Origin of the sequence: Streptomyces sp. NPDC048349, from assembly GCF_040651925.1 — a bacterium.
Taxonomy (GTDB): Bacteria; Actinomycetota; Actinomycetes; order Streptomycetales; family Streptomycetaceae; genus Streptomyces.
On record NZ_JBEZLA010000053.1, the window covers coordinates 1 to 16,767 of the forward strand.

Consider the following 16,767-nt stretch of genomic DNA (forward strand, 5'->3'; position numbering starts at 1 on the left):
GCCAATCTCCCCGAGCCATCAAGGGCAATCAACTGATAGCCACACCCGGCACCCCTGGGTGACAGAACCCTACGAATGGCTCGGCCGTCCCGCAGAAGAACCTAAGGCGTGTCCGCAAAGTCATGGGAGCCAGAGCCGTAGGCAGGCGATGGTGACCAGGGCCTGAAAGTGGCGGGCTCGTTTGTCGTAACGGGTGGCGAGGGCCTTGTTCTGCTTGAGCCGGTTGAAGCAGCGTTCGACGACATTGCGCCGCCGGTAGGCGGCCCGGTCGAGCCGGCACCGGCTCTCGCCTCTGCGGATACGTCCGTTGATCTGGTCGATCCGCTCCGGGATCGTGGCGGCGATCCCGCGCCGGCGCAGGTAGGAGCGGATCTTCAGGGACGAATAGCCCTTGTCCGCGACGACCCGTTCAGGACGCGTCCGGGGCCGGCCGGGCCCGGACCGCTGGATGCGGATGCGGGCCATGACGGCTTCGAGCTGGGTGCAGTCGTTGACGTTCCCGCCGGTCAGGGTGAAGGCGAGTGGCAGGCCGCGGCCGTCGCACGCCAGGTGGATCTTTGTGGTCAGCCCGCCGCGGGAGCGGCCGATCGCCTCGCCCGGCCAGGGCCCCCTTTTCGGGCCCCGGCAGCGTGCTGATGGGCCCGCACGGTGGTGGAGTCGTGGGCAAGGGCCACGTACTTGCCCTGCACACCGAGCAGCACCTGGGAGTCTTCACCGAGCCCTCAGCCCCGTACCCGCACCTGCTGCTCACCACACCGCCGGTCCTGCCGTACCGCTTCGCCTACGACCGGGCCACGCTACGCCCCGTGCAGGTCATCAGTGCCGATCTCACCGCAACCCGGCTCACCTACGCCATCCGCCTCCTCTCCGCCGCGGGCCGGGCCACCTCCGTGCCCCGCCTTGAAGAGCTCGCCGGGCATCCGCAGCACCAAGTGCGCTGGGAGGCCATCCGCGCCCTGTTCCGCATCGACCGCCAAGCGGGCACCATCCGTCTGCGGGAGGCTGCCGCACGTGATCCGCACCCGGAGATCAGGGCCACCGCGGCCGCCGCCCTCGGCATTCCCCCGGTACCCGCCCCCCGGCCGGTGTGGACCGTCTGAGAGGACCCCCTTCTGTGGCCTACACCCTCGCCGTCGACCGGCAGCCGAGTATCGGCCTGGCCGACTACCTTGACCACATCCAAGCGACCGTCGACCCGGCCGACACCGACTCCGTCCTCGGCTCGGCCGACGCCCTGCACGCACTGAGCAGCGACCCAGACCTGCTGGTGGACCACCTGAACCGAGAGCTCGCCGATCTTGCCTCCTGGCAGAACGGCAACCCGTACATGGGGCCGGCGCTGCTCCTGGGACGCGGCAACAGCTTCATCGTGAGGGCGAACATCTGGCTTCCGCCCACTGGCATGAACCCGCAGCAGGAGCAGTCGCTCCACTCCTACGAGCTGCCGCACGACCATCCTTTCTCGTTCCTCACCGTCGGCCATTTAGGCCCCGGCTACGAGACCACCATCTGGGAGTACGACCCCCACCAGGTCACCGGGCACCCCGGCGAGCAAGTCGAACTCCGGCTGCTCGAACACACCGAGCTCCCGCCGGGCAAGGTCATGTTCTACCGGGCCAGCCGCGACATCCACACCCAGCACCACCCGCCTGCCCTCTGCGTCTCCCTCAACCTCCTCATCCACCACCGCGACAAGCCCCACACAGAGCAGCGGTTCTTCGACACCGACCGCCAGCGCCTCACCCGCAGCACGCCGAGCCCCGCAGCCACCAGATCCTGTGCGACCTCGCCGGCCACCTCAGCGATCAGCGCACCGCCCCGCTCCTCGAACACCTCAGCACCACCCACCCCGCCCCCGCCGTCCGAGCCCGTGCCCTGGACAACGTCGCCCGCATCCTCGGCCCCGCAGCCGAACCCGCCCTAAGATAAGCGGCCGACGACCCCCACCCCGTCGTCCACACCGCCGCACGAAACATCCTGAACGGGCGGAGCGCACACACTGCGCGAGACGAGTAAGGACCCGCCACAGCCTCGCCCGGTAGCCCCGCCGTCAGCCACGGCCACCAGAGACAACGGACAGCCCACCACCCTGTCCATAACTTCTGCTCAAGGCCACCCCAGACCGCAGCACGGCCGGCCCCGGCAGCCGCTCCGCGGCCTGCGCCAGCATCGGCTCCACCGGCGGTCTGAGCACCATCCCCGCGGCCTCCCTCACGGCTTGCCCCTCTTCCAGAGTCGGCCAGAGCAGCCACGAGCGGGCGGACCGGGGCGGCCGCCGCATCATCCGTCCGAGGGGCGCAGCGGGGCCGTCAGAGCCGGCCAGGGGCCTGCGTGCGGCACGGTGGCGGCATGCGTCGCTGGACCCTGCCACTGCTCCTCGCCGCGCTCCTTGCCGCCTCCGGATGCGCCACCGTTCACCCCGCCCCTGCCCGGCCCGCCACGGCATCCTCCGAGGCGGTACCGGCGACGACAAACCCGCCAGTGAACTCCATCACCGTGCCACCGCAACCCACCGAAATTGCGTCCGGACGAACCTGACCGGGTGCCGGAACACACCCCGGTCCAGCGGTGCCCGGCACGGGCCGCGGGCCAAGTGCTCGGCAACCTGCCGGAGCTACGTCTGGACGTAGCGGGACCGTGCCAGCCCCTTCCGCGACGCCCCTGCGCGCCAAGGCTAATGGGCGTCAGCGTTGAGCGAGCGCTACGTCAATGCCTTGCGGACCAGTCCGGCAAATCCGTACTGCGACGTGCTGTCGTCAAGCCGTCCGAGAAGGTCGGTCACGGCAGCCGCTTGGATCGCCGGCGCCCATCGCGACTGGAGCTCCATCAGGGCGGGCGCACTCTCGGCGTACAGCACTTCGTAGTAGCCGCTATTCGACAGGACGACGAGGAAGGAGGGTGCGTTGCCTTCCTTGTCGGTGCGAAGATGGTAGATCTCCAGCCACAGAGGATTGTCGTCACGACGACCAAGGCCGCCCCACCTGTAGTAGCCCGCGTTCTTGACTTCTTCGTCCCAATCATCGAGCTGTCGGAAGGGGGCAAGCGGGTCGCTTTCCAGCTGAACCCACGTGCCTGCGGTGGTGAGCATGAGCGGCAGCGTCGTCATGGTCACACCGTGCCGCACGTCACCCGCCATGCGCTGGCGTTCTCAGACATCCGTTAGCCGGGCCGGGCCGCCTGAATCAGCCGCGTACGGTGTCGTGTCCCCTGTCGCGCCAGGGCCGTACAGCAGATCCTGCCTCCGGGATGCCACTCCCTCACCGGGCCAGCCGCGTCCCCGTGCTCTGCGCACCAGCCCACCGGATCCACTCCACCGCAGTCAAACTGGCGGCGCACGCAGGCCTCGCCCGGAGCCGCATACGCCACCCCGTGGCAAACCACCCCGCCCACCAGCGCCGCCATGCCTCGCAGCCGGGCCGGCCAAGACAGGGGCACCCTCAGGCCACCCGACCCCGAACGGAACCGCTCGACCACCCGCACCTCCCCCAGCACCGCCAACGGCGCCGTCAGCCGACTCACCGACGCCCCAAACTCCCCGCCGTCAGTGCGGCCAGCACATCGGCGTCCGCATCGCTGGACCAACCAGATAACTCGTCCTCCCCTTCGGCATCGTCGACCAGGACCAGGTGCGGGCCATCGAGCCGGAACCGGGACGTACGGCACCCGGCCGGCGCCCTCAGAGGGAGGCGTAGCGGGCGGAATTTTGGGCCCAGTCATATCCGCTGCGCATGAGAGCGGGCAGGTCCTCGTAAATGTAGGTGTGGACGGTGCGGGGTGCCTGCGGGGTGAGGCCTCGGGCGTGGCAGAGGCGGGGGACTTCTTGCTGCGCGGACAGGAAGTCCTGGACCTTGGCGCAGATGTGGTTCTGGATCCGGGTGACTGCCTGGTCCTCGGTCAGGTTGCGGGTGCGCTGAAGAATGAGGACGGCGTTGTTCGGGTCGTGGGCCCGCCGTTCCTTCGCGCAGGAGTAGAGATCGTTGTCGAGGAGGTGATGTCGATGGCCAGGTTTCTGAGTTCGGTGAACGCTTGGGTGAAGAAGACCGTCTCGGGCACTTCCTGGTGACGTAGGCGTTCGCAGAGGTCGACCGTGGGCTGAGCGCCGATAGTACGGCGACGGTTGCTGAGGTGCTCTTCGAGACCGGGCTGGTACTGGTCGCAGCGGTTCTTGTTCTCCGTGTGAAACCCGTCGAAGAACTGCTTCCAGTGGCGCGCGCTGCGCACGATCCACGCGTGGCTCATGCCGGGCCGCGAGCGAGTCCACAGGTCATGGAAGGCACGCGTGCTGGGGTTAGCGTCCGGACCAGGCGGCTGGGTAAGGGCGTCGATGTGCTCGTTAATCAACGAGCAGGTCCGTTGGAAGTGCTCGATACGGGAGCCTGCGGTGGCGCCATCCACGGCATCGTCGAAAAGGAAGAACCAGCTCATGAGGTCGGTTCCGAGGTCGAGACTGTCGCCGGTGGCGGTGACGTAGAAGCGGGCAGCAAGCTCCGCGTAGTGCGCCGAGGCATGCTGTCGGGCGGCTTCGGAGCTGGCCAGTAAGCCGAAAGACCGAGGCCAGGCTAAGTGGACCGCGTGGGCGCGCTCATGGTCGGGGCTGATGCGCGCGGGCCAGGGAAACGGGTCATACATGGACACCTCCCTTGCGTTGTTTTCACGGCGGATACTACGGCGACCCCAGTCGGCAAGGGGCCGCCCCCTCACGGGATGACGGCCCCAGACCCTTCTGCGCCCCAGTTACGGGGCGGGGGTGAACTCCACCTCCGTGCCGCCGCAGCCGGCCGCGATGCCGTACAGCCGCTCCCGCTCGGCCTCATCCACCGCCAGGCCCCAGCGGAGCTTGGTCGCCGTCCACTCCGCGCCGTACCGGCACAGCGCCTCCGGCGACGGCGGCAGCCACTGCGCCGGATCCTGGTCGGCGTTACTGCGATTCGACCGGGCCGTCACCGCCACCAGCGACGTCGGCTGACCCTGGTCGTTCGCGTACGCCTCCCGCCGCGCCGCGGTCCACGCCGAGGCCCCAGCTGGCGGGGAGCGCTACTCAAACCGAGCGGTATTCCTGGCGGGCCCCAGCACCTGGATCGCGATCAAACTTCTCGATCGGTGGGGCAGCGGGCCCAGCCACTAGCACCCTGATGGCGCGCCGCCTTGGGCGGCCCTGACCGCTCACACTCGAGTCTGCAGCATCTGGCCCGGCCAGATCGAACCGTCCGACCGCCGCACTTCGAAATCCAGCGTTGCCGTGAACCCCAACTCCTCGTACTCGCGGACCAAACGGCGGTCCTCGCCGGCCCAGCAGTGTGTCCGAAGCAGCCGCTCGCCCCCAGGCCTACGGGCCGGAGATCGGCCTTCCCGCGGCCCGGGACGGTCGCTTCCCGGCGGCCTGGCAGCGGGACCGGATGACATGGATCTTCTCTGCACCAAGGCGGGCGTTAGAAGTCCGAAGGAGCGTGACTGCGCCGGATCAGTGACGGAATCGGGCGACCTTCCCCTCGATCCGAATCAGCAACTCCGTGACCGGGGCTTCGCCGCTGTCTGGAACGAGGACGAGGTCCTGGGCGTAGATCGTTTCGTCTGCTGCCAAGGCCACATCCTCGTCACCATGGCGCCAGGCATCACGGGAAGCGGCGAACAGGGAAGCAAGCCCTTCCCAGGCTGGGCCGGGTTCGAAGCGACAGTCGGACCAGAACATGTCGCCGCTTTCGAGGGCCAAGGTTCCCACCAGCCGCTCACCCTGTCTGAGCTGCCAACTCCGCTCCGCCATGTTCCCCTCCCGCGGTCGTTACTGATCGTTCGACTCTATGCCGTGGGCGTGGCCGCAGGGTCGCTGGACCTCCAGGACGACTGCCGTCCCGGCCACGGATCGGTCCTCGTGCATGGTGATCACTTGGCCGGGCTCAAGGTGCTGCCACTGCTGAGGGTCAAGGGGCGCGAGTCGCACCGAGGCTCGCCCGCCAGGTTCGAGGAACGGCGTGCGCTCAATCCAGAGCATGGCGATGTTGAGGGCCGGTTCGCCGGTCGGGGTTCGGTTTCCGATGTTCCACATCGGTCGCAGGACGCCGGCGCCGGAGATGGGCGTCTGTCGTCTGGCCTCGGCGGCCGGGCGGAGGGTGAGGTCGGCCCGGATGATGCCGTTGCGGGTTTCGTAGCAGCGCCAGTGGCACCAGGCCGCGCTCTTCTCCATCCGCATCTGCTCAGCTGCGGTGGCCAGAGCTTCCCAGAAGCTGAGTGGAAGCGGTTGGACTTCTCCGAGTTCCTCCAGCAGCCCGAGAGCCACCTCCCACTCGTCCTGGGTGAGGTACTCCCAGACGTCGGCCACCGTGATGTCGTTCTCGGTGGCGATTTCCTCGGGGACGAGCAGGGAAGCGGCTTCCAGCAGCTTGGGAACATCCATACCCCTGATTCTCACCCAGGCCGCGTTTCTGGTGTTCGCAGTGCTGCTTACCCGCCTGTGACCTTGGGTTTCTGATGAGGGATCGCAGGCATTCCGAGGGAGACAGGATCGCTGCGCTGGAAGCGGCGGGCCTGCTCGCGCTTGCTCCGCAAGAAGGTGAGCGTCGTCGAGCCCTTCGATCTCGCCTCGCCAGTCCTCTTCGACGGCTCGTTTGCGGCGGGCGAGGAGGTCCTCCTCCAGCTCGTTGAGGCGGGGCAGCATCTTCGGGTTGATGCTGAGCATCGGGCAGCGTGTTTTTCGGCGGGATGAACGGGTTCATGCACGGATTCCGTGAAGGTGACCAAGAGCCGGTTACGTTCTGTGGTCGGCCGGAGTCTTCCTCGGAGGCTGTGCTGGTGGACCTGTGTGCGCGAGGATGCTCGGCATGACGACTTGAAGAGCACCGGCCGGGCGACAGCATTGGCGAAAGGTCGGGAGTTGGGACACGATTCCCGACAGCGATCGACGCGTCTGCGCCGACTGTGGAACGCCCGTATGTTCGTACCAGTATCGCTTCCATCCGGCCGAGTCCCCGATGTTCGAGCGGTGCGTCGGACTCGCCTGGTGTTCCACGTGCCGCATCTACTCCGGCAACATGGTGTACGTCCCGCGGAAACGAGTCCTGGTCGACCTTGTCGCGTCTTTTCCTCCTGAGCAGCGAGAACAGCTCCTGCGTTCGGAGACGCGACTGATCGAGTTCCTGGACCGCAAGGCCCGAGGCGCCAGAGGTTAGGGTCGGCGGCTGGCCGCGATCAGGAGGAGCCGCTTGCGCAGCAGCGGAAGTTTTGCCCTGCCGAACATGCTGCGCTTGAGGCTTTCAGGTCGTTGACGCGGCCTTCGACCGGGCCGGAGGACCATTCGGTGCTCATGCCGAAGACGACGGCGTCGAGGTCGGTGATCAGCCCGGCGGCGAAGGAGGCCAGGCCGCACTGCTGGTCAGCGCAGACATCGGCGATCCATCCGCGCAGCCGTTCTCCCTCACGGTTGGTCATGACGGTGGCGAACGTCCGGACGTGCGTCGTCGCGGCGGTGAGCTCGGGCGAACGGGCCAGCAGCGTCTTGAGGCGCAGTTGGTCGTCGTCGCGTAGGTGGTCGGGGTGGCTCATGATCCAGCGGGTGGCTTCGCGGGGCGAGGGCGGCCGGGCCATCGGCGGACGGTTGGCTGCGGATCGGCGTCCGGGACGCAGCGGATGGACGTAGTCGCGCAGGGTGCTGTAGGCGCAGCGGGCCCCGAGTTCTTGCAGCTCGCGATGGAGGCTCGAAAGGTTCGTGCAGCCCTCGGTGATCCGTTGCTCCAGGTAGGGGGGCGTATTTCCGCACCGTGTTGCGGCCCAGTCCGAGTCGGCGGGCGACTTCGCGCAGGCTCAGGCCCTGCTCGACCTGGGCCCGTTGCCGGCCCCGCCCATGCCAAACTGGACGGCCGTCGGCCTTCTCGCTGAAACCAGCACGCTGGCGTCGGCGAACGGGGCCAGGAAGGGATCAAGAATCAATCGGCCTCCCGTTCCACTGGCAGCCACAGCTCGGCATCCGCCTCGCTGCCGTCCGCCGACATCCGCGTACGAAGGATTTCCGGCCCGGGGCGGCTCCGGTACGGGTTGGATGGGAACCACTCGGTGAACACATCCCGCCACAGCGCCTGAATCGCCTCCGGCGCCGGCCCCGAGGTGGTGAAGACCGCCCATGTCCCGGCCGGCACGGGCAGCGTGGCCATGCCCTCCGGCAGGGACGCCGAGGTGATGACCCCGTGGTAGTAGTCGAGGTAGGTGCCCTCCGCCCGGCTGGGATCGAGATCGTCGCAGACCGCGAGGATGCCCTGCGGCTCTTGGTCGGACAGCTTCTCCAGCAGCTCCTTTGGCTGATCGCCGATCCCGCGGACGAAATCGATGATCGCCTGGTTCGGCCCCGAGTGCACGAGCGGCACCCGGGCCTTCGCCCCGACGACGCTGAACCCCGGCTTGTTCACGACGCGGTAGCGCATGCTGCTGCTCCCGTCGACGATGAGGCGGAAGGTCATCCGGGGCTGGGAGCTGAGCGCCGCGCCGGTGCGCCGAGCCTCGCCGGGACCGACGCCGTGCACCGCGCGGAACGCCCGCGCGAATGCCTCTCCCGAGCCGTATCCGTACCGGACCGCGATCTCCAGCAGCGTCCGCTCACCGGCCAGTACCTCCGCGCCCGCGACGGTCAGCCGCCGGCGCCGGATGTACTCCGACAGCGGCATCCCTGCGAGCGCCGAGAACATCCGCCGCAGGTGGTACTCCGAGGTGGCCGCGACCCGCGCCAGCTCTCCTACGTCGACGGAGCTGTCGAGCTGCCGCTCGATGTGCTCCATGGCCTGATTGAGCCGCTCCAGCATGATCGCCCCCAAGATCCCGACCATTGATTCAATCAGGCCCGGTCCTGCACACCGCACCCGAGAAAAGCGGTGCGGCAAGTGTCGGGTGGCCGGGACGGGCGGCGCCGCACGATGGGCGCATGGACGACACGACTTTGGTATCCCGCTTCCTTCGCGACGGCTTCGTCAAGCTGGAGGGCGCCGTCGCGCCCCGCGTGGCCGCGAGCTGCGCGCGGCTGCTGTGGCGGGAGACGGGCTGCGACCCGGACGACCCGGAGACCTGGACGCAGCCCGTGCACTGGGTCGGCGGGATGGCACAGGGACCGTTCGCCGCCGCGCCCAACTCCCCGGCTCTGCACCGGGCGTACGACCTTCTGGTCGGCTCCGGGCGCTGGGAGCCGCGCTACTCGCTCGGCACCTTCCCGCTGCGCTTCCCGCACAAGGAGGAGCCCGGCGACGCGGGCTGGCACATCGAGGGCAGTTACGCGGTAGAGGGCGAAACCTGGCCCTTCACCAATCTCCACTCACGCGGCCGGGCCCTGCTGATGCTGTTTCTGTTCAGCGAGGTGGGGGAAGAGGACGCCCCTACTCGGATCCGGGTCGGCTCCCACCTCAACGTGCCGAAGGTGCTGGAGCCGTTCGGGGAGGAGGGCGCGAGCGGCCTGGCCATCGCGCCAGACCTCGTAGCGGCATCCGCCCACCGGCCGCTCGCCCTCGCCACCGGTTCCCCGGGCGACGTCTTCCTGTGCCATCCGTTCCTGGTCCACGCGGCACAGCCGCACCACGGAGTGCGACCGCGCTTCATGGCCCAGCCGCCGCTGATGCCCGCCGCGCCGTATGAACTGGAGCGGGCCGACGGCGCGTACTCACCTGTGGAGATCGCGATCCGCCGGGGCCTGGGACAGGCCACCTCCGGTCCCGCCGGGGAGGACGCCGGACCAGCCAATCAGAATGCTCAGCTCCGCCAAGCAAAGCGCTCATCCGCCAACTAGCTGTCCATCTGCTGGAGCTTGGTTACATCCGTGTCTGGGTCTTCTGCTTGAGGCGTTCGTAGGGTTTCTGGCCGCCGAGAGCGTCGTGTGGGCGGTGGTAGTTGTAATAGTCCTCCCATTCTCGGAGCTTGTCGTTCAGCTCGCCGGTGTCGTCGATGACGACACCGGCGAGCATGCGGTAGAACTCTTCCGCGTCGATGCGGTGTGAGCGTTCGACCTTGCCGTTGAGGTGGGGGGAGGCCGGCTTGACGTAGGTGTGGGCGATGCCCTTGTCGAGTACGTGCCAGTGGAAGGCGGACTGGAACTCCGCGCCGTTGTCCGTCTGGATGACTTCGACGCGGAACGGCAGCCGCTCGAGGACGTAGTCGAGGAACTGGACGGCGGTCTTCTGGTCGCAGCGCGGGTAGATCCGCAGGACCCGCAGCCGGGTGCAGTCGTCGATCGCGGATGCCCGGAGTCGGAGTCAGGACCGCCGCCGTCCCGCTGGTCACCGTCGGCGACCGCACCGGCTTCCCCAGCGCCGCCCACCTGGCCTCCTACGTCGGCCTCTCGCCCACGACCAGGTCGTCCGGGACGTCAATCCACGGCGAACGCGCACCCGGAGGAGCCGGCAGCTCAAACGCGCCATGTTCCTCTCCGCCTTCGCCTGCATGAACGCCGATCCCGCCTCACGCACCTACTAGGCAAAGAACCCGCGGCAAGACCCAACCCCAAGCCCTCCTCCGGCTCGCCTGCCAACGCATCAGCGTCCTGTTCGCCATGCTTGGCGGCGGCACGTTCTACGAGTGCAGAATCCGCACCGTCACCCCCGCCGCATGACCACCCCAAAACGCTTCGAACCCGGGACTACGTCCTTGACGAAAGACATAGAGACGCCCCCCCGAGGACCCGAAAGCCCTCGCCTCCCCCAAACAAGCGGCGCGCAGCGGCACCCGAATGGCACATCCTGTCAGATCACGACTGCAGCTTCATGCCCCCGTACCTGCACTCCGGCCTGTGCGCTGCTGTCAAGTCACGATTTCCCGTGACACGACCTGATGCCGCTAGTGGGGCCTAATGGAAGCCGAGGGGGGCAAGTCGCCCGCTTCACAGCAAACCCCTAGTCACTCGAAGGGTCCGTGGAATGACTCCCAGGACTAATCGACGCTTTGCATTCCTCATAGCCATGACGGACTCGGCACCCGGTCGCTCTTTACCACCGTAGCGTTTACTCGGCCGCCCTCTACGAATGGGCTGCCCGTGAAACGACGGATGACTATAAACGAACTCCTCCACGGTGGTGTTAACGCCGCGATGATCATTGCCTGCACCATCGCAGGCTCATACCTGCTGCTCGTATTGATCGTGCTGATCAACCCCAGCAGCACACGCGGGAAAGCAGCCAGAGACCTCCTGGGCCTGCACCCCTTCTGTAAAAAGACCCCAGCAGACAACCAAGGCGGTCCCGAGAAAGACAGGAGCCCATCGTGAGGCTTTTAATTTGTGGTGAAGGGGGCATGCCAGTTCTCCGTCACGATCGGAGACCCATGTGTAACCAACGTCCAGCAGTTTATAAGCAAGTCCCCTGCTCGGCGGCCTCCGTCCTTGCAGTAGGCCTCTTGCAGGGACTCCGCGGCCAAGGCCTGCAGATCCCCCTCCGTCGCGCCCGCCTGCTGCACCTCCAGAAGACGGTTTGCGAGCCCCGGGGCCACGTGCTGGGTGATCCACCGCATCCGCCCCTCGTCGGTGATTCCGGGCGCGGCGGTGAAGCCGAACCGGGCGCATGTCTCGATGACCAGGCCGGTGCGTGTCGCGGCGGTCTGGACGGCTCTCTTGCGGACCAGGGGCTGCCGACGGCGCCGCACTTCGGTCTCTATCCTGCCCGCCAGGTCCGGCCGCGGACTCTTGACCTCATTCTTCCCGCCGAAGACTCGTCGAGGTGATCCGCCCCAAGGCCCCGCGGATGGCACAGAGGTTGGTCGACGACGTCTTCGCGGCCCTCGACGAGCAGACTGTCGTGGTCCCGGGAACCGGCACGCTCGACGTGGGCATCCCGTCTCTGGCCCGCTCGCTCGCCGCGGTCCACGATCAGCGCCGGGCCCTCGAGGCCCAGATCAGCACTCTTCTAGATGCCCACCCTCTTCAACCGCTCCTGGCTTCGATCCCTTCGATGCCTTCGTCCTGGTAGCGCCGCTGCCACTTGTAGAAGCAGTTTCGGCTGATGCCGTAGTAGCGGCAGGTCAGCGAGACGTTGCCGGTGACTTCCTCGGCGTGTCGCAGGACCGCCAGGCGTCGCTGGGCCCCTGTCGGTCCCGCTGCTGTTTAACCAGACGTCATCCCGATGCGCCGCAACATCACCATCGACCAGGCCGGCAGCAGGCGCAGCACTGAAAAGGGCATACCAAGAGTGCTATTTCAGCCTTCCCGGGCGCAGCGTGATCCACCACCTGGGGGACGCTGGCACTCCCACCCGGCCAGCGTGCGGACAGAAACGGCCCTGCCCCCCGCCCCGGCAGAGCCGTCCTGCACCGAGTTTCAAAACTGTCCGCCATGCCCATTCTGAGGCCATGTCCGACGTGCCCGGACACCGAGGCCCCGCCCACCCGCGGGGCTTTCGCGCGTCACAGGACCGTCACAACCCTTACGCCCCATGCGCGCACCCGCGATCATGGCGCGATGCACAGACATCACACCGCCACCGCGCTCCTCGCAGTGGCCGCCGCACTCGCCCTGACCGCCTGCTCCAGCGACTCAAGCGACCCGAAACCCGACACCGCCGCGCCCACCAACAGCTCAGCGCCCGCCGCGCCGTCCGACACCACGCCGACCGCCGCCAGTCCGTCCAACGACACCGGCATTCCCCCGGAGCCGGGCCCGCAGCAGCGGACTATCTACCTGGCCGCACTGAACGGCATCGACCCCGAGATCGTCAACGGCAAGGAAGACAAGGCCGTCTCACGGGGCCGGGACCAGTGCGCAGCGATGAAGGACGAGAAGGACCCCACCAAGCGCGTTGCCCAGGTCGAGAAGCGGTTCATCGGGCCCAACCACCCTGATGGGTTCGGGCCCACCAAGAGCGCGCTGATTCTCGCCGCGGTGCAGGCCAACATCTGCCCCACGTACTGAGCAACCCCAAACCACTCGGGGCGGGTGGGCGCGGGACGTGCCGTCCGGGGCGAGGGCCCCGGACGGTATCCGTCCCGCCAGGAACGGAGGCCGGCACGCCCCGATCCCGGCGCCGCACGGGCCGCCCCTACCGCAGGGCCCGCCGCCATTTACGCCACCGTCTGCCACCTCTGCTGACACGACGGAGCAGGCGAAGCCGACCACCTCACCCCCATCAGCGTGGACGCCGGACAGGCCATCGTCCCCACCTCGGCGCCAACGCTCCGCCGGCCTGCTGGGGCCGGCCGACTTACCGGTCCAAGCCAGTACGGACGCTACGGACAGCTGCGGCTTTGTCCGTCGCCGATCACGGTCGTCGTGCAGCCCAGTGGCGCGTAAGCGCCAGCGGTGCTGTTGTCGCCGATGACGGTGGCGGCGTTGTCCACTCCCTCTCCCGCACCGGCGCCGCTGCTGCTGCCGATCGCAGTGGCGGCATTGCGGTCACCGAACAAAGCGAACGTGGTGCTGCCACCACCTCCGATGAGGGTGGAGCGGTTGTCGTTCCCGGCGGCCGCGCCGGCAATGATGGCGTTTCCGACGGCTGTGGCGACGTTCCCGTTCCCGCTGCGGCCGTAGGCGCCTGTTCCGTCACCGAGAGCGAGGGCGGTGTTCCGATCGCCATTGCCGGCCTGCGCGCCGGTTTGGTGGAAGTCGAGGGCAGGGGTGTCGCCGAGTCCAACGGCGGTGTTCTGGTTACCGACCCCGCTCTCGGCGTAGCCGCCGTCGCCGATGATGACGGCGGTGTTGTGATCGCCCTGGACCGCCCGCGCGAACGTCGTCGCGCTATTCGTTTCGTCCAGGGGGACCGGCTCGCCGATCGCGATGGCGGTGTTGCCGCTCCCGCCTGTCGCCTCCGCGGAGCTGGATCCGCCAGAGGCGATGGCCAGAGATCCGGCACCTGTTGCCATACACGTCGCCGTGCCTGTACGCACCAGAACTCGTCCTTCGGCTGCGACGCAGCTATCCGGAGACGCCGCCGCGGCCGGCGGCGCCCACCAGACCAGTCCGACCGCGACCGTGGCCAGGGCCCGCAGTGCGAAGCGCCCGAGACGCGGCCTGGTCACCTGTTCGCGTGTACTGGGGCGTCGAGAGCGCGAACCGACTTCATACAGGGGAGTAGACGGGATCATCCCGTCAAGGTACGGACAACCTGGTCCCACATCATTTACGACCGAACACCACGGCCCAAGGTGAGTGGCGAGTTCACTCCGTTGGGCGGGCCGACCCCTGGCTGGCCATCGGGCGGCCCTCCCGAATGGCGCCCGTCCTCAGATCGGCGAGCCTGGGTGGGGAATCAAGATGAGCAGGTCTGGGAAACGCCTGAGCCGGGGTGGCGATTTTCAAGGGGCCACATCACCACTCGGTGGCCGCCGCTCAATGGCCCCACTCGGTGGGCGCCACTAGCTTGTTCTTAATCTTCCGGCCTCGAATGGTGTCTCGAACTGAGTCGCTCACCTGGGGATTCGCCGGACCTGGGGGCGGCCTTCATCTGATCATGTGCTCCGACCAAGGTGCACGTGACCAAGACGAAGGCCGTAAGGGTGAGTCTGCTGCCTGCTGCTGTTCAGAGGGAAGCGTTCACGGAAAGGGCGACCACGCCAGGCGTCCCCATCGTGCAGGGCCTGCGTCAGGAACAGCAGACCGGTTCGCGCATGGCCCTCCCCGGGAGGACGTGGTGATGCGGACCGTGAGCGCGCGTCCGAGTCGCGGGCTTCGCTGTGGGGTGGAGGTCGAAGATGTTCGTGGACTGAACACGGCATCTGTGCCGGGAGCCACCCCACCCGGGATCGCGCCGCGCCCCACCCCTGCACCCGGACACCGAGACGGCGGTACTGCCGTGGCAAACGGCCCGGGCTCGTGGCCACGAGGAATACCGCAGGTTCGGAATACTGACTCTCCACCAGTGCGGCGGCGTCGAGGCGGCCGAGTACGGGACCTGGGTAACTTCCGACCAGCTGCGCCCGATCCCCGGGGTGAGCCTGGACGGGGTCCCGAAGACTCCCCGGCCAGCCGTTGCGGCAGCATCCGCCGGCCGGTGGGCATGGGTTTTGGATGGCCGGACCAGCGGCCGGGTCGCAACCATCCATGCCGAGGGGTGCCGGCTCGCGTCCGACCGCGCGCGGCCGCTGGGCACCATGGCGGCCCCTCGATGTCCTGGGACGGCCCGGCACGGCGGCGTGCACGGGGTGCGACGCCGCCGATACCCTGCTGCCGATTGCGCCACGGCCAAGAGGACGTGCCCGACCCGGGCGACTGACAAAAAGCGGCAGGTCAGACAGTCGGGGACCCGGTGTAGTCATGCCGCCCGTAGCCGCGGCCGTCACTGTGCCAGTCCAGGAACAGAACCAAGTCGGCCAGGGCGCCGCGGCCGGCCCGGTGACGGATCGTCGGCGTGCGGTAGTGGCCGTTGGAGTTTCCGCTCGACGTGCTGTCCTCCAGCCGGTCCTCGATCGCGGTGAGGTCCTTCTCAACCATCACGGGGTCGGTGCCCACGCGGGACCGCTTGATCTGCAACCGCAGCTTGGCCCCGTCGAAGATCGTCGGATCGTCCACCTCGGGGAACGCGGTGCCATTCCACTTCGCTTCGGCATAGGCATAGACCGTGGCCCCGGACCGGGCCGCGCACGTCTTCACCGTGATCTTCCAGTTGTCCGGCCAGGCCCGTCATAGCTGCTGCCGTCAATGTCCTGCGTGCTGCTCGCGCACTTGTAGGCAGGCGCGGCCGTGGCGGTGGGCGCGGCCGGTGCCGCCACGGCCACCACGGCCAGGGCCGCCACCATGGCGTTCTTGATGTTCATGCCCGGTCACTGCCGCTAGCGCGATGGCGACACGGGCGCGTGCCGAACACGCCACCCATGAGTGACGCCCCGGCCAGGTGTGCCGCACAGCTGGTCAGCCGGAGGCAGGTACTGCGGTCCGGGCGAGGGCGTCCTGTCGGTGGGTGTCCCATCCGAGAATGGCGAGCATGTCCGCCAGGGGCGCGGCGAGGTCGCGTGCTGCCGGCGGATCCTGGTCCAGGAGGAGGAGCCAAGCGCCTTACGCGTTGCGGGCCGCGCCCCGGCTGTCGGCCTTGGGAGGGGCCCTGGTGGCCCGGCGTCGCAGGGCGGTGATGAAGAGTTAGGTGGTGTCGCGCCAGTCGGTGCGCTGCCAGAGCACGCATTCGTGAGGAACCTGACCAACGAGGAGGACATCAGGGGCCTGCCCAACCCGGCGCGTCACGTACGGACCCATGGCCAGCGTGGCCGCCTTGCCCAAGAAGGTCGGCCTGAGAGGCTGACCCCAGAGAGCCCGTCCGGTTCCGCTTCGCACGTCGGACCGGCCGAGCCGCCAACTTCACGTGGTGGGTCAGCGGTAGGGGCTCCAGCGTCCGAAGCGGGCCAGCAGCAAAGGAGTCTGATCCACGTTGCGCCCGAGCGCCGCGGCCACCTGTTCCGGTTCCTGGGAGCGGGCCTGGTTAGCGGGCCAGTACCCGGTGCGCTGGGCGATGATTTCCAACTGCTGGGCCGCCTTCACCGCAGCGACTCGCGCGTCAGCGGCCAGCGTCTCGATCGCGGCGCTGACAGACTCCAGCAGCGTCTCCAGTTCCTCTGGGAGCGGGTTGGTGCGTCGGGTGACGTCGGCAAGGTGGCTGTCCCAGTCGTCCATGCAGCGGTCGGCGTCCCCGGTGCCGGCGGAACGGGAGGTCGCCGAACCCGGCCCAGTCCACGGTGTGGGGGCCGCCGGTCCAGCCGCATGAGCACTCGGCGCGCAGTGCCGCCGCGCGGGGGTGCTCCGGCCAGCTACCGCCGTCGTCGACACTTCAGTGCGCGACACCGTGTCCCGTGCTGGCAGAGCCGTCGAAGTACACCGGCTTGGGGACGCTCCCGTCG

15 protein-coding genes and 6 pseudogenes are annotated in these 16,767 nt (G+C 68.2%); 7 read left to right on the forward strand and 14 right to left on the reverse strand.

Annotated elements, in window-relative coordinates:
• Positions 1–120 precede the first annotated feature (120 nt).
• Positions 121–659 (reverse strand): annotated as a pseudogene (locus tag AB0D44_RS25545) (IS5 family transposase); the annotation flags it as partial.
• Here AB0D44_RS25545 and AB0D44_RS25550 point away from each other — a divergent pair.
• Together AB0D44_RS25550 and AB0D44_RS25555 are read left to right on the forward strand one after the other, a co-directional pair.
• Complete coding sequence (locus tag AB0D44_RS25550; RefSeq protein WP_362595061.1) at positions 660–1,100, forward strand: HEAT repeat domain-containing protein; 441 nt, start codon at positions 660–662, stop codon at positions 1,098–1,100. It begins immediately after the preceding pseudogene.
• Positions 1,101–1,114: 14 nt separating this feature from the next.
• Complete coding sequence (locus tag AB0D44_RS25555; RefSeq protein ID WP_362595063.1) at positions 1,115–1,924, forward strand: hypothetical protein; 810 nt, start codon at positions 1,115–1,117, stop codon at positions 1,922–1,924.
• Between the two features lie 777 nt (positions 1,925–2,701).
• On the opposite strand, the gene AB0D44_RS25560 is transcribed toward AB0D44_RS25555, so the two are convergent.
• From AB0D44_RS25560 to AB0D44_RS25570, 3 genes and pseudogenes are all read right to left on the reverse strand, one after another.
• Positions 2,702–3,106 carry a hypothetical protein gene (locus tag AB0D44_RS25560; protein WP_362595065.1) on the reverse strand — a complete coding sequence of 135 codons (405 nt, stop codon included), beginning with the start codon at positions 3,104–3,106 and terminating at the stop codon, positions 2,702–2,704.
• A 570-nt stretch (positions 3,107–3,676) separates the two neighbouring features.
• Positions 3,677–4,629, reverse strand: a pseudogene (locus tag AB0D44_RS25565) (pentalenene synthase).
• A 105-nt stretch (positions 4,630–4,734) separates the two neighbouring features.
• Positions 4,735–5,022, reverse strand: a pseudogene (locus tag AB0D44_RS25570) (HNH endonuclease); the annotation flags it as partial.
• A 275-nt stretch (positions 5,023–5,297) separates the two neighbouring features.
• Here AB0D44_RS25570 and AB0D44_RS25575 point away from each other — a divergent pair.
• Positions 5,298–5,408, forward strand: a pseudogene (locus AB0D44_RS25575) (DUF4291 family protein); the annotation flags it as partial.
• A 53-nt stretch (positions 5,409–5,461) separates the two neighbouring features.
• Here AB0D44_RS25575 and AB0D44_RS25580 read toward each other — a convergent pair.
• The 4 genes from AB0D44_RS25580 to AB0D44_RS25595 form a co-directional block, all read right to left on the reverse strand.
• Positions 5,462–5,761 carry a hypothetical protein gene (locus tag AB0D44_RS25580; protein WP_362595067.1) on the reverse strand — a complete coding sequence of 100 codons (300 nt, stop codon included), beginning with the start codon at positions 5,759–5,761 and terminating at the stop codon, positions 5,462–5,464.
• A gap of 18 nt (positions 5,762–5,779) precedes the next feature.
• Positions 5,780–6,391 (reverse strand): hypothetical protein, encoded by a 612-nt coding sequence (locus AB0D44_RS25585; RefSeq protein ID WP_362595147.1) that lies wholly within the window; start codon positions 6,389–6,391, stop codon positions 5,780–5,782.
• A 791-nt stretch (positions 6,392–7,182) separates the two neighbouring features.
• Positions 7,183–7,536 carry a hypothetical protein gene (locus AB0D44_RS25590; protein WP_362595069.1) on the reverse strand — a complete coding sequence of 118 codons (354 nt, stop codon included), beginning with the start codon at positions 7,534–7,536 and terminating at the stop codon, positions 7,183–7,185.
• Between the two features lie 380 nt (positions 7,537–7,916).
• Complete coding sequence (locus AB0D44_RS25595; protein WP_362595149.1) at positions 7,917–8,783, reverse strand: AraC family transcriptional regulator; 867 nt, start codon at positions 8,781–8,783, stop codon at positions 7,917–7,919.
• Between the two features lie 119 nt (positions 8,784–8,902).
• Between AB0D44_RS25595 and AB0D44_RS25600 the strand changes: the two genes are divergently transcribed.
• The gene (locus tag AB0D44_RS25600; RefSeq protein ID WP_362595071.1) at positions 8,903–9,754 is read left to right on the forward strand and encodes a phytanoyl-CoA dioxygenase family protein; all 852 of its coding nucleotides are present in this window, start codon (positions 8,903–8,905) and stop codon (positions 9,752–9,754) included.
• Between the two features lie 22 nt (positions 9,755–9,776).
• On the opposite strand, the gene AB0D44_RS25605 is transcribed toward AB0D44_RS25600, so the two are convergent.
• Positions 9,777–10,196, reverse strand: coding sequence for an integrase core domain-containing protein (locus AB0D44_RS25605; RefSeq protein WP_362595151.1), 420 nt, complete (start codon positions 10,194–10,196; stop codon positions 9,777–9,779).
• A gap of 5 nt (positions 10,197–10,201) precedes the next feature.
• Between AB0D44_RS25605 and AB0D44_RS25610 the strand changes: the two are divergent.
• Both AB0D44_RS25610 and AB0D44_RS25615 read left to right on the forward strand, forming a co-directional pair.
• Positions 10,202–10,573, forward strand: a pseudogene (locus tag AB0D44_RS25610) (IS110 family transposase); the annotation flags it as partial.
• 1,081 nt (positions 10,574–11,654) lie between these two features.
• Positions 11,655–11,906 (forward strand): annotated as a pseudogene (locus AB0D44_RS25615) (IS110 family transposase); the annotation flags it as partial.
• Here the strand turns inward: AB0D44_RS25615 and AB0D44_RS25620 are convergent.
• A complete protein-coding gene (locus AB0D44_RS25620; protein ID WP_362595152.1) occupies positions 11,876–12,022 on the reverse strand; it encodes a helix-turn-helix domain-containing protein in 147 nt (48 codons plus the stop codon). The pseudogene AB0D44_RS25615 and the gene AB0D44_RS25620 overlap by 31 nt on opposite strands.
• Before the next feature lie 387 nt (positions 12,023–12,409).
• On the opposite strand from AB0D44_RS25620, the gene AB0D44_RS25625 reads away from it, so the two are divergent.
• On the forward strand, positions 12,410–12,859 hold the full coding sequence (locus tag AB0D44_RS25625) for a hypothetical protein (RefSeq protein ID WP_362595073.1): 450 nt from the start codon (positions 12,410–12,412) through the stop codon (positions 12,857–12,859).
• 314 nt (positions 12,860–13,173) lie between these two features.
• On the opposite strand, the gene AB0D44_RS25630 is transcribed toward AB0D44_RS25625, so the two are convergent.
• The 4 genes from AB0D44_RS25630 to AB0D44_RS25645 all read right to left on the reverse strand — a co-directional run bounded on the left by AB0D44_RS25630 (position 13,174) and on the right by AB0D44_RS25645 (position 16,543).
• Positions 13,174–13,806, reverse strand: coding sequence for a hypothetical protein (locus AB0D44_RS25630; RefSeq protein WP_362595075.1), 633 nt, complete (start codon positions 13,804–13,806; stop codon positions 13,174–13,176).
• Positions 13,807–15,169: 1,363 nt separating this feature from the next.
• Positions 15,170–15,532, reverse strand: a complete 363-nt coding sequence (locus tag AB0D44_RS25635) for a hypothetical protein (protein WP_362595076.1) — start codon at positions 15,530–15,532, stop codon at positions 15,170–15,172.
• Positions 15,529–15,696 carry a hypothetical protein gene (locus tag AB0D44_RS25640; protein ID WP_362595078.1) on the reverse strand — a complete coding sequence of 56 codons (168 nt, stop codon included), beginning with the start codon at positions 15,694–15,696 and terminating at the stop codon, positions 15,529–15,531. The genes AB0D44_RS25635 and AB0D44_RS25640 overlap by 4 nt, the downstream gene beginning before the upstream one ends.
• Before the next feature lie 547 nt (positions 15,697–16,243).
• Positions 16,244–16,543, reverse strand: a complete 300-nt coding sequence (locus AB0D44_RS25645) for a hypothetical protein (RefSeq protein WP_362595080.1) — start codon at positions 16,541–16,543, stop codon at positions 16,244–16,246.
• Between the last annotated feature and the right edge of the window lie 224 nt (positions 16,544–16,767).

Coding starts and splice junctions, on each gene's coding strand:
- AB0D44_RS25590 (WP_362595069.1), bottom strand. CDS start 7,536: ATGAGCCACCCCGACCACCTACGCGACGACGACCAACTGCGCCTCAAG.
- AB0D44_RS25640 (WP_362595078.1), bottom strand. CDS start 15,696: ATGAACATCAAGAACGCCATGGTGGCGGCCCTGGCCGTGGTGGCCGTG.
- AB0D44_RS25560 (WP_362595065.1), bottom strand. CDS start 3,106: ATGACGACGCTGCCGCTCATGCTCACCACCGCAGGCACGTGGGTTCAG.
- AB0D44_RS25600 (WP_362595071.1), top strand. CDS start 8,903: ATGGACGACACGACTTTGGTATCCCGCTTCCTTCGCGACGGCTTCGTC.
- AB0D44_RS25630 (WP_362595075.1), bottom strand. CDS start 13,806: ATGGCAACAGGTGCCGGATCTCTGGCCATCGCCTCTGGCGGATCCAGC.
- AB0D44_RS25580 (WP_362595067.1), bottom strand. CDS start 5,761: ATGGCGGAGCGGAGTTGGCAGCTCAGACAGGGTGAGCGGCTGGTGGGA.
- AB0D44_RS25595 (WP_362595149.1), bottom strand. CDS start 8,783: ATGCTGGAGCGGCTCAATCAGGCCATGGAGCACATCGAGCGGCAGCTC.
- AB0D44_RS25645 (WP_362595080.1), bottom strand. CDS start 16,543: ATGGACGACTGGGACAGCCACCTTGCCGACGTCACCCGACGCACCAAC.
- AB0D44_RS25625 (WP_362595073.1), top strand. CDS start 12,410: ATGCACAGACATCACACCGCCACCGCGCTCCTCGCAGTGGCCGCCGCA.
- AB0D44_RS25585 (WP_362595147.1), bottom strand. CDS start 6,391: ATGGATGTTCCCAAGCTGCTGGAAGCCGCTTCCCTGCTCGTCCCCGAG.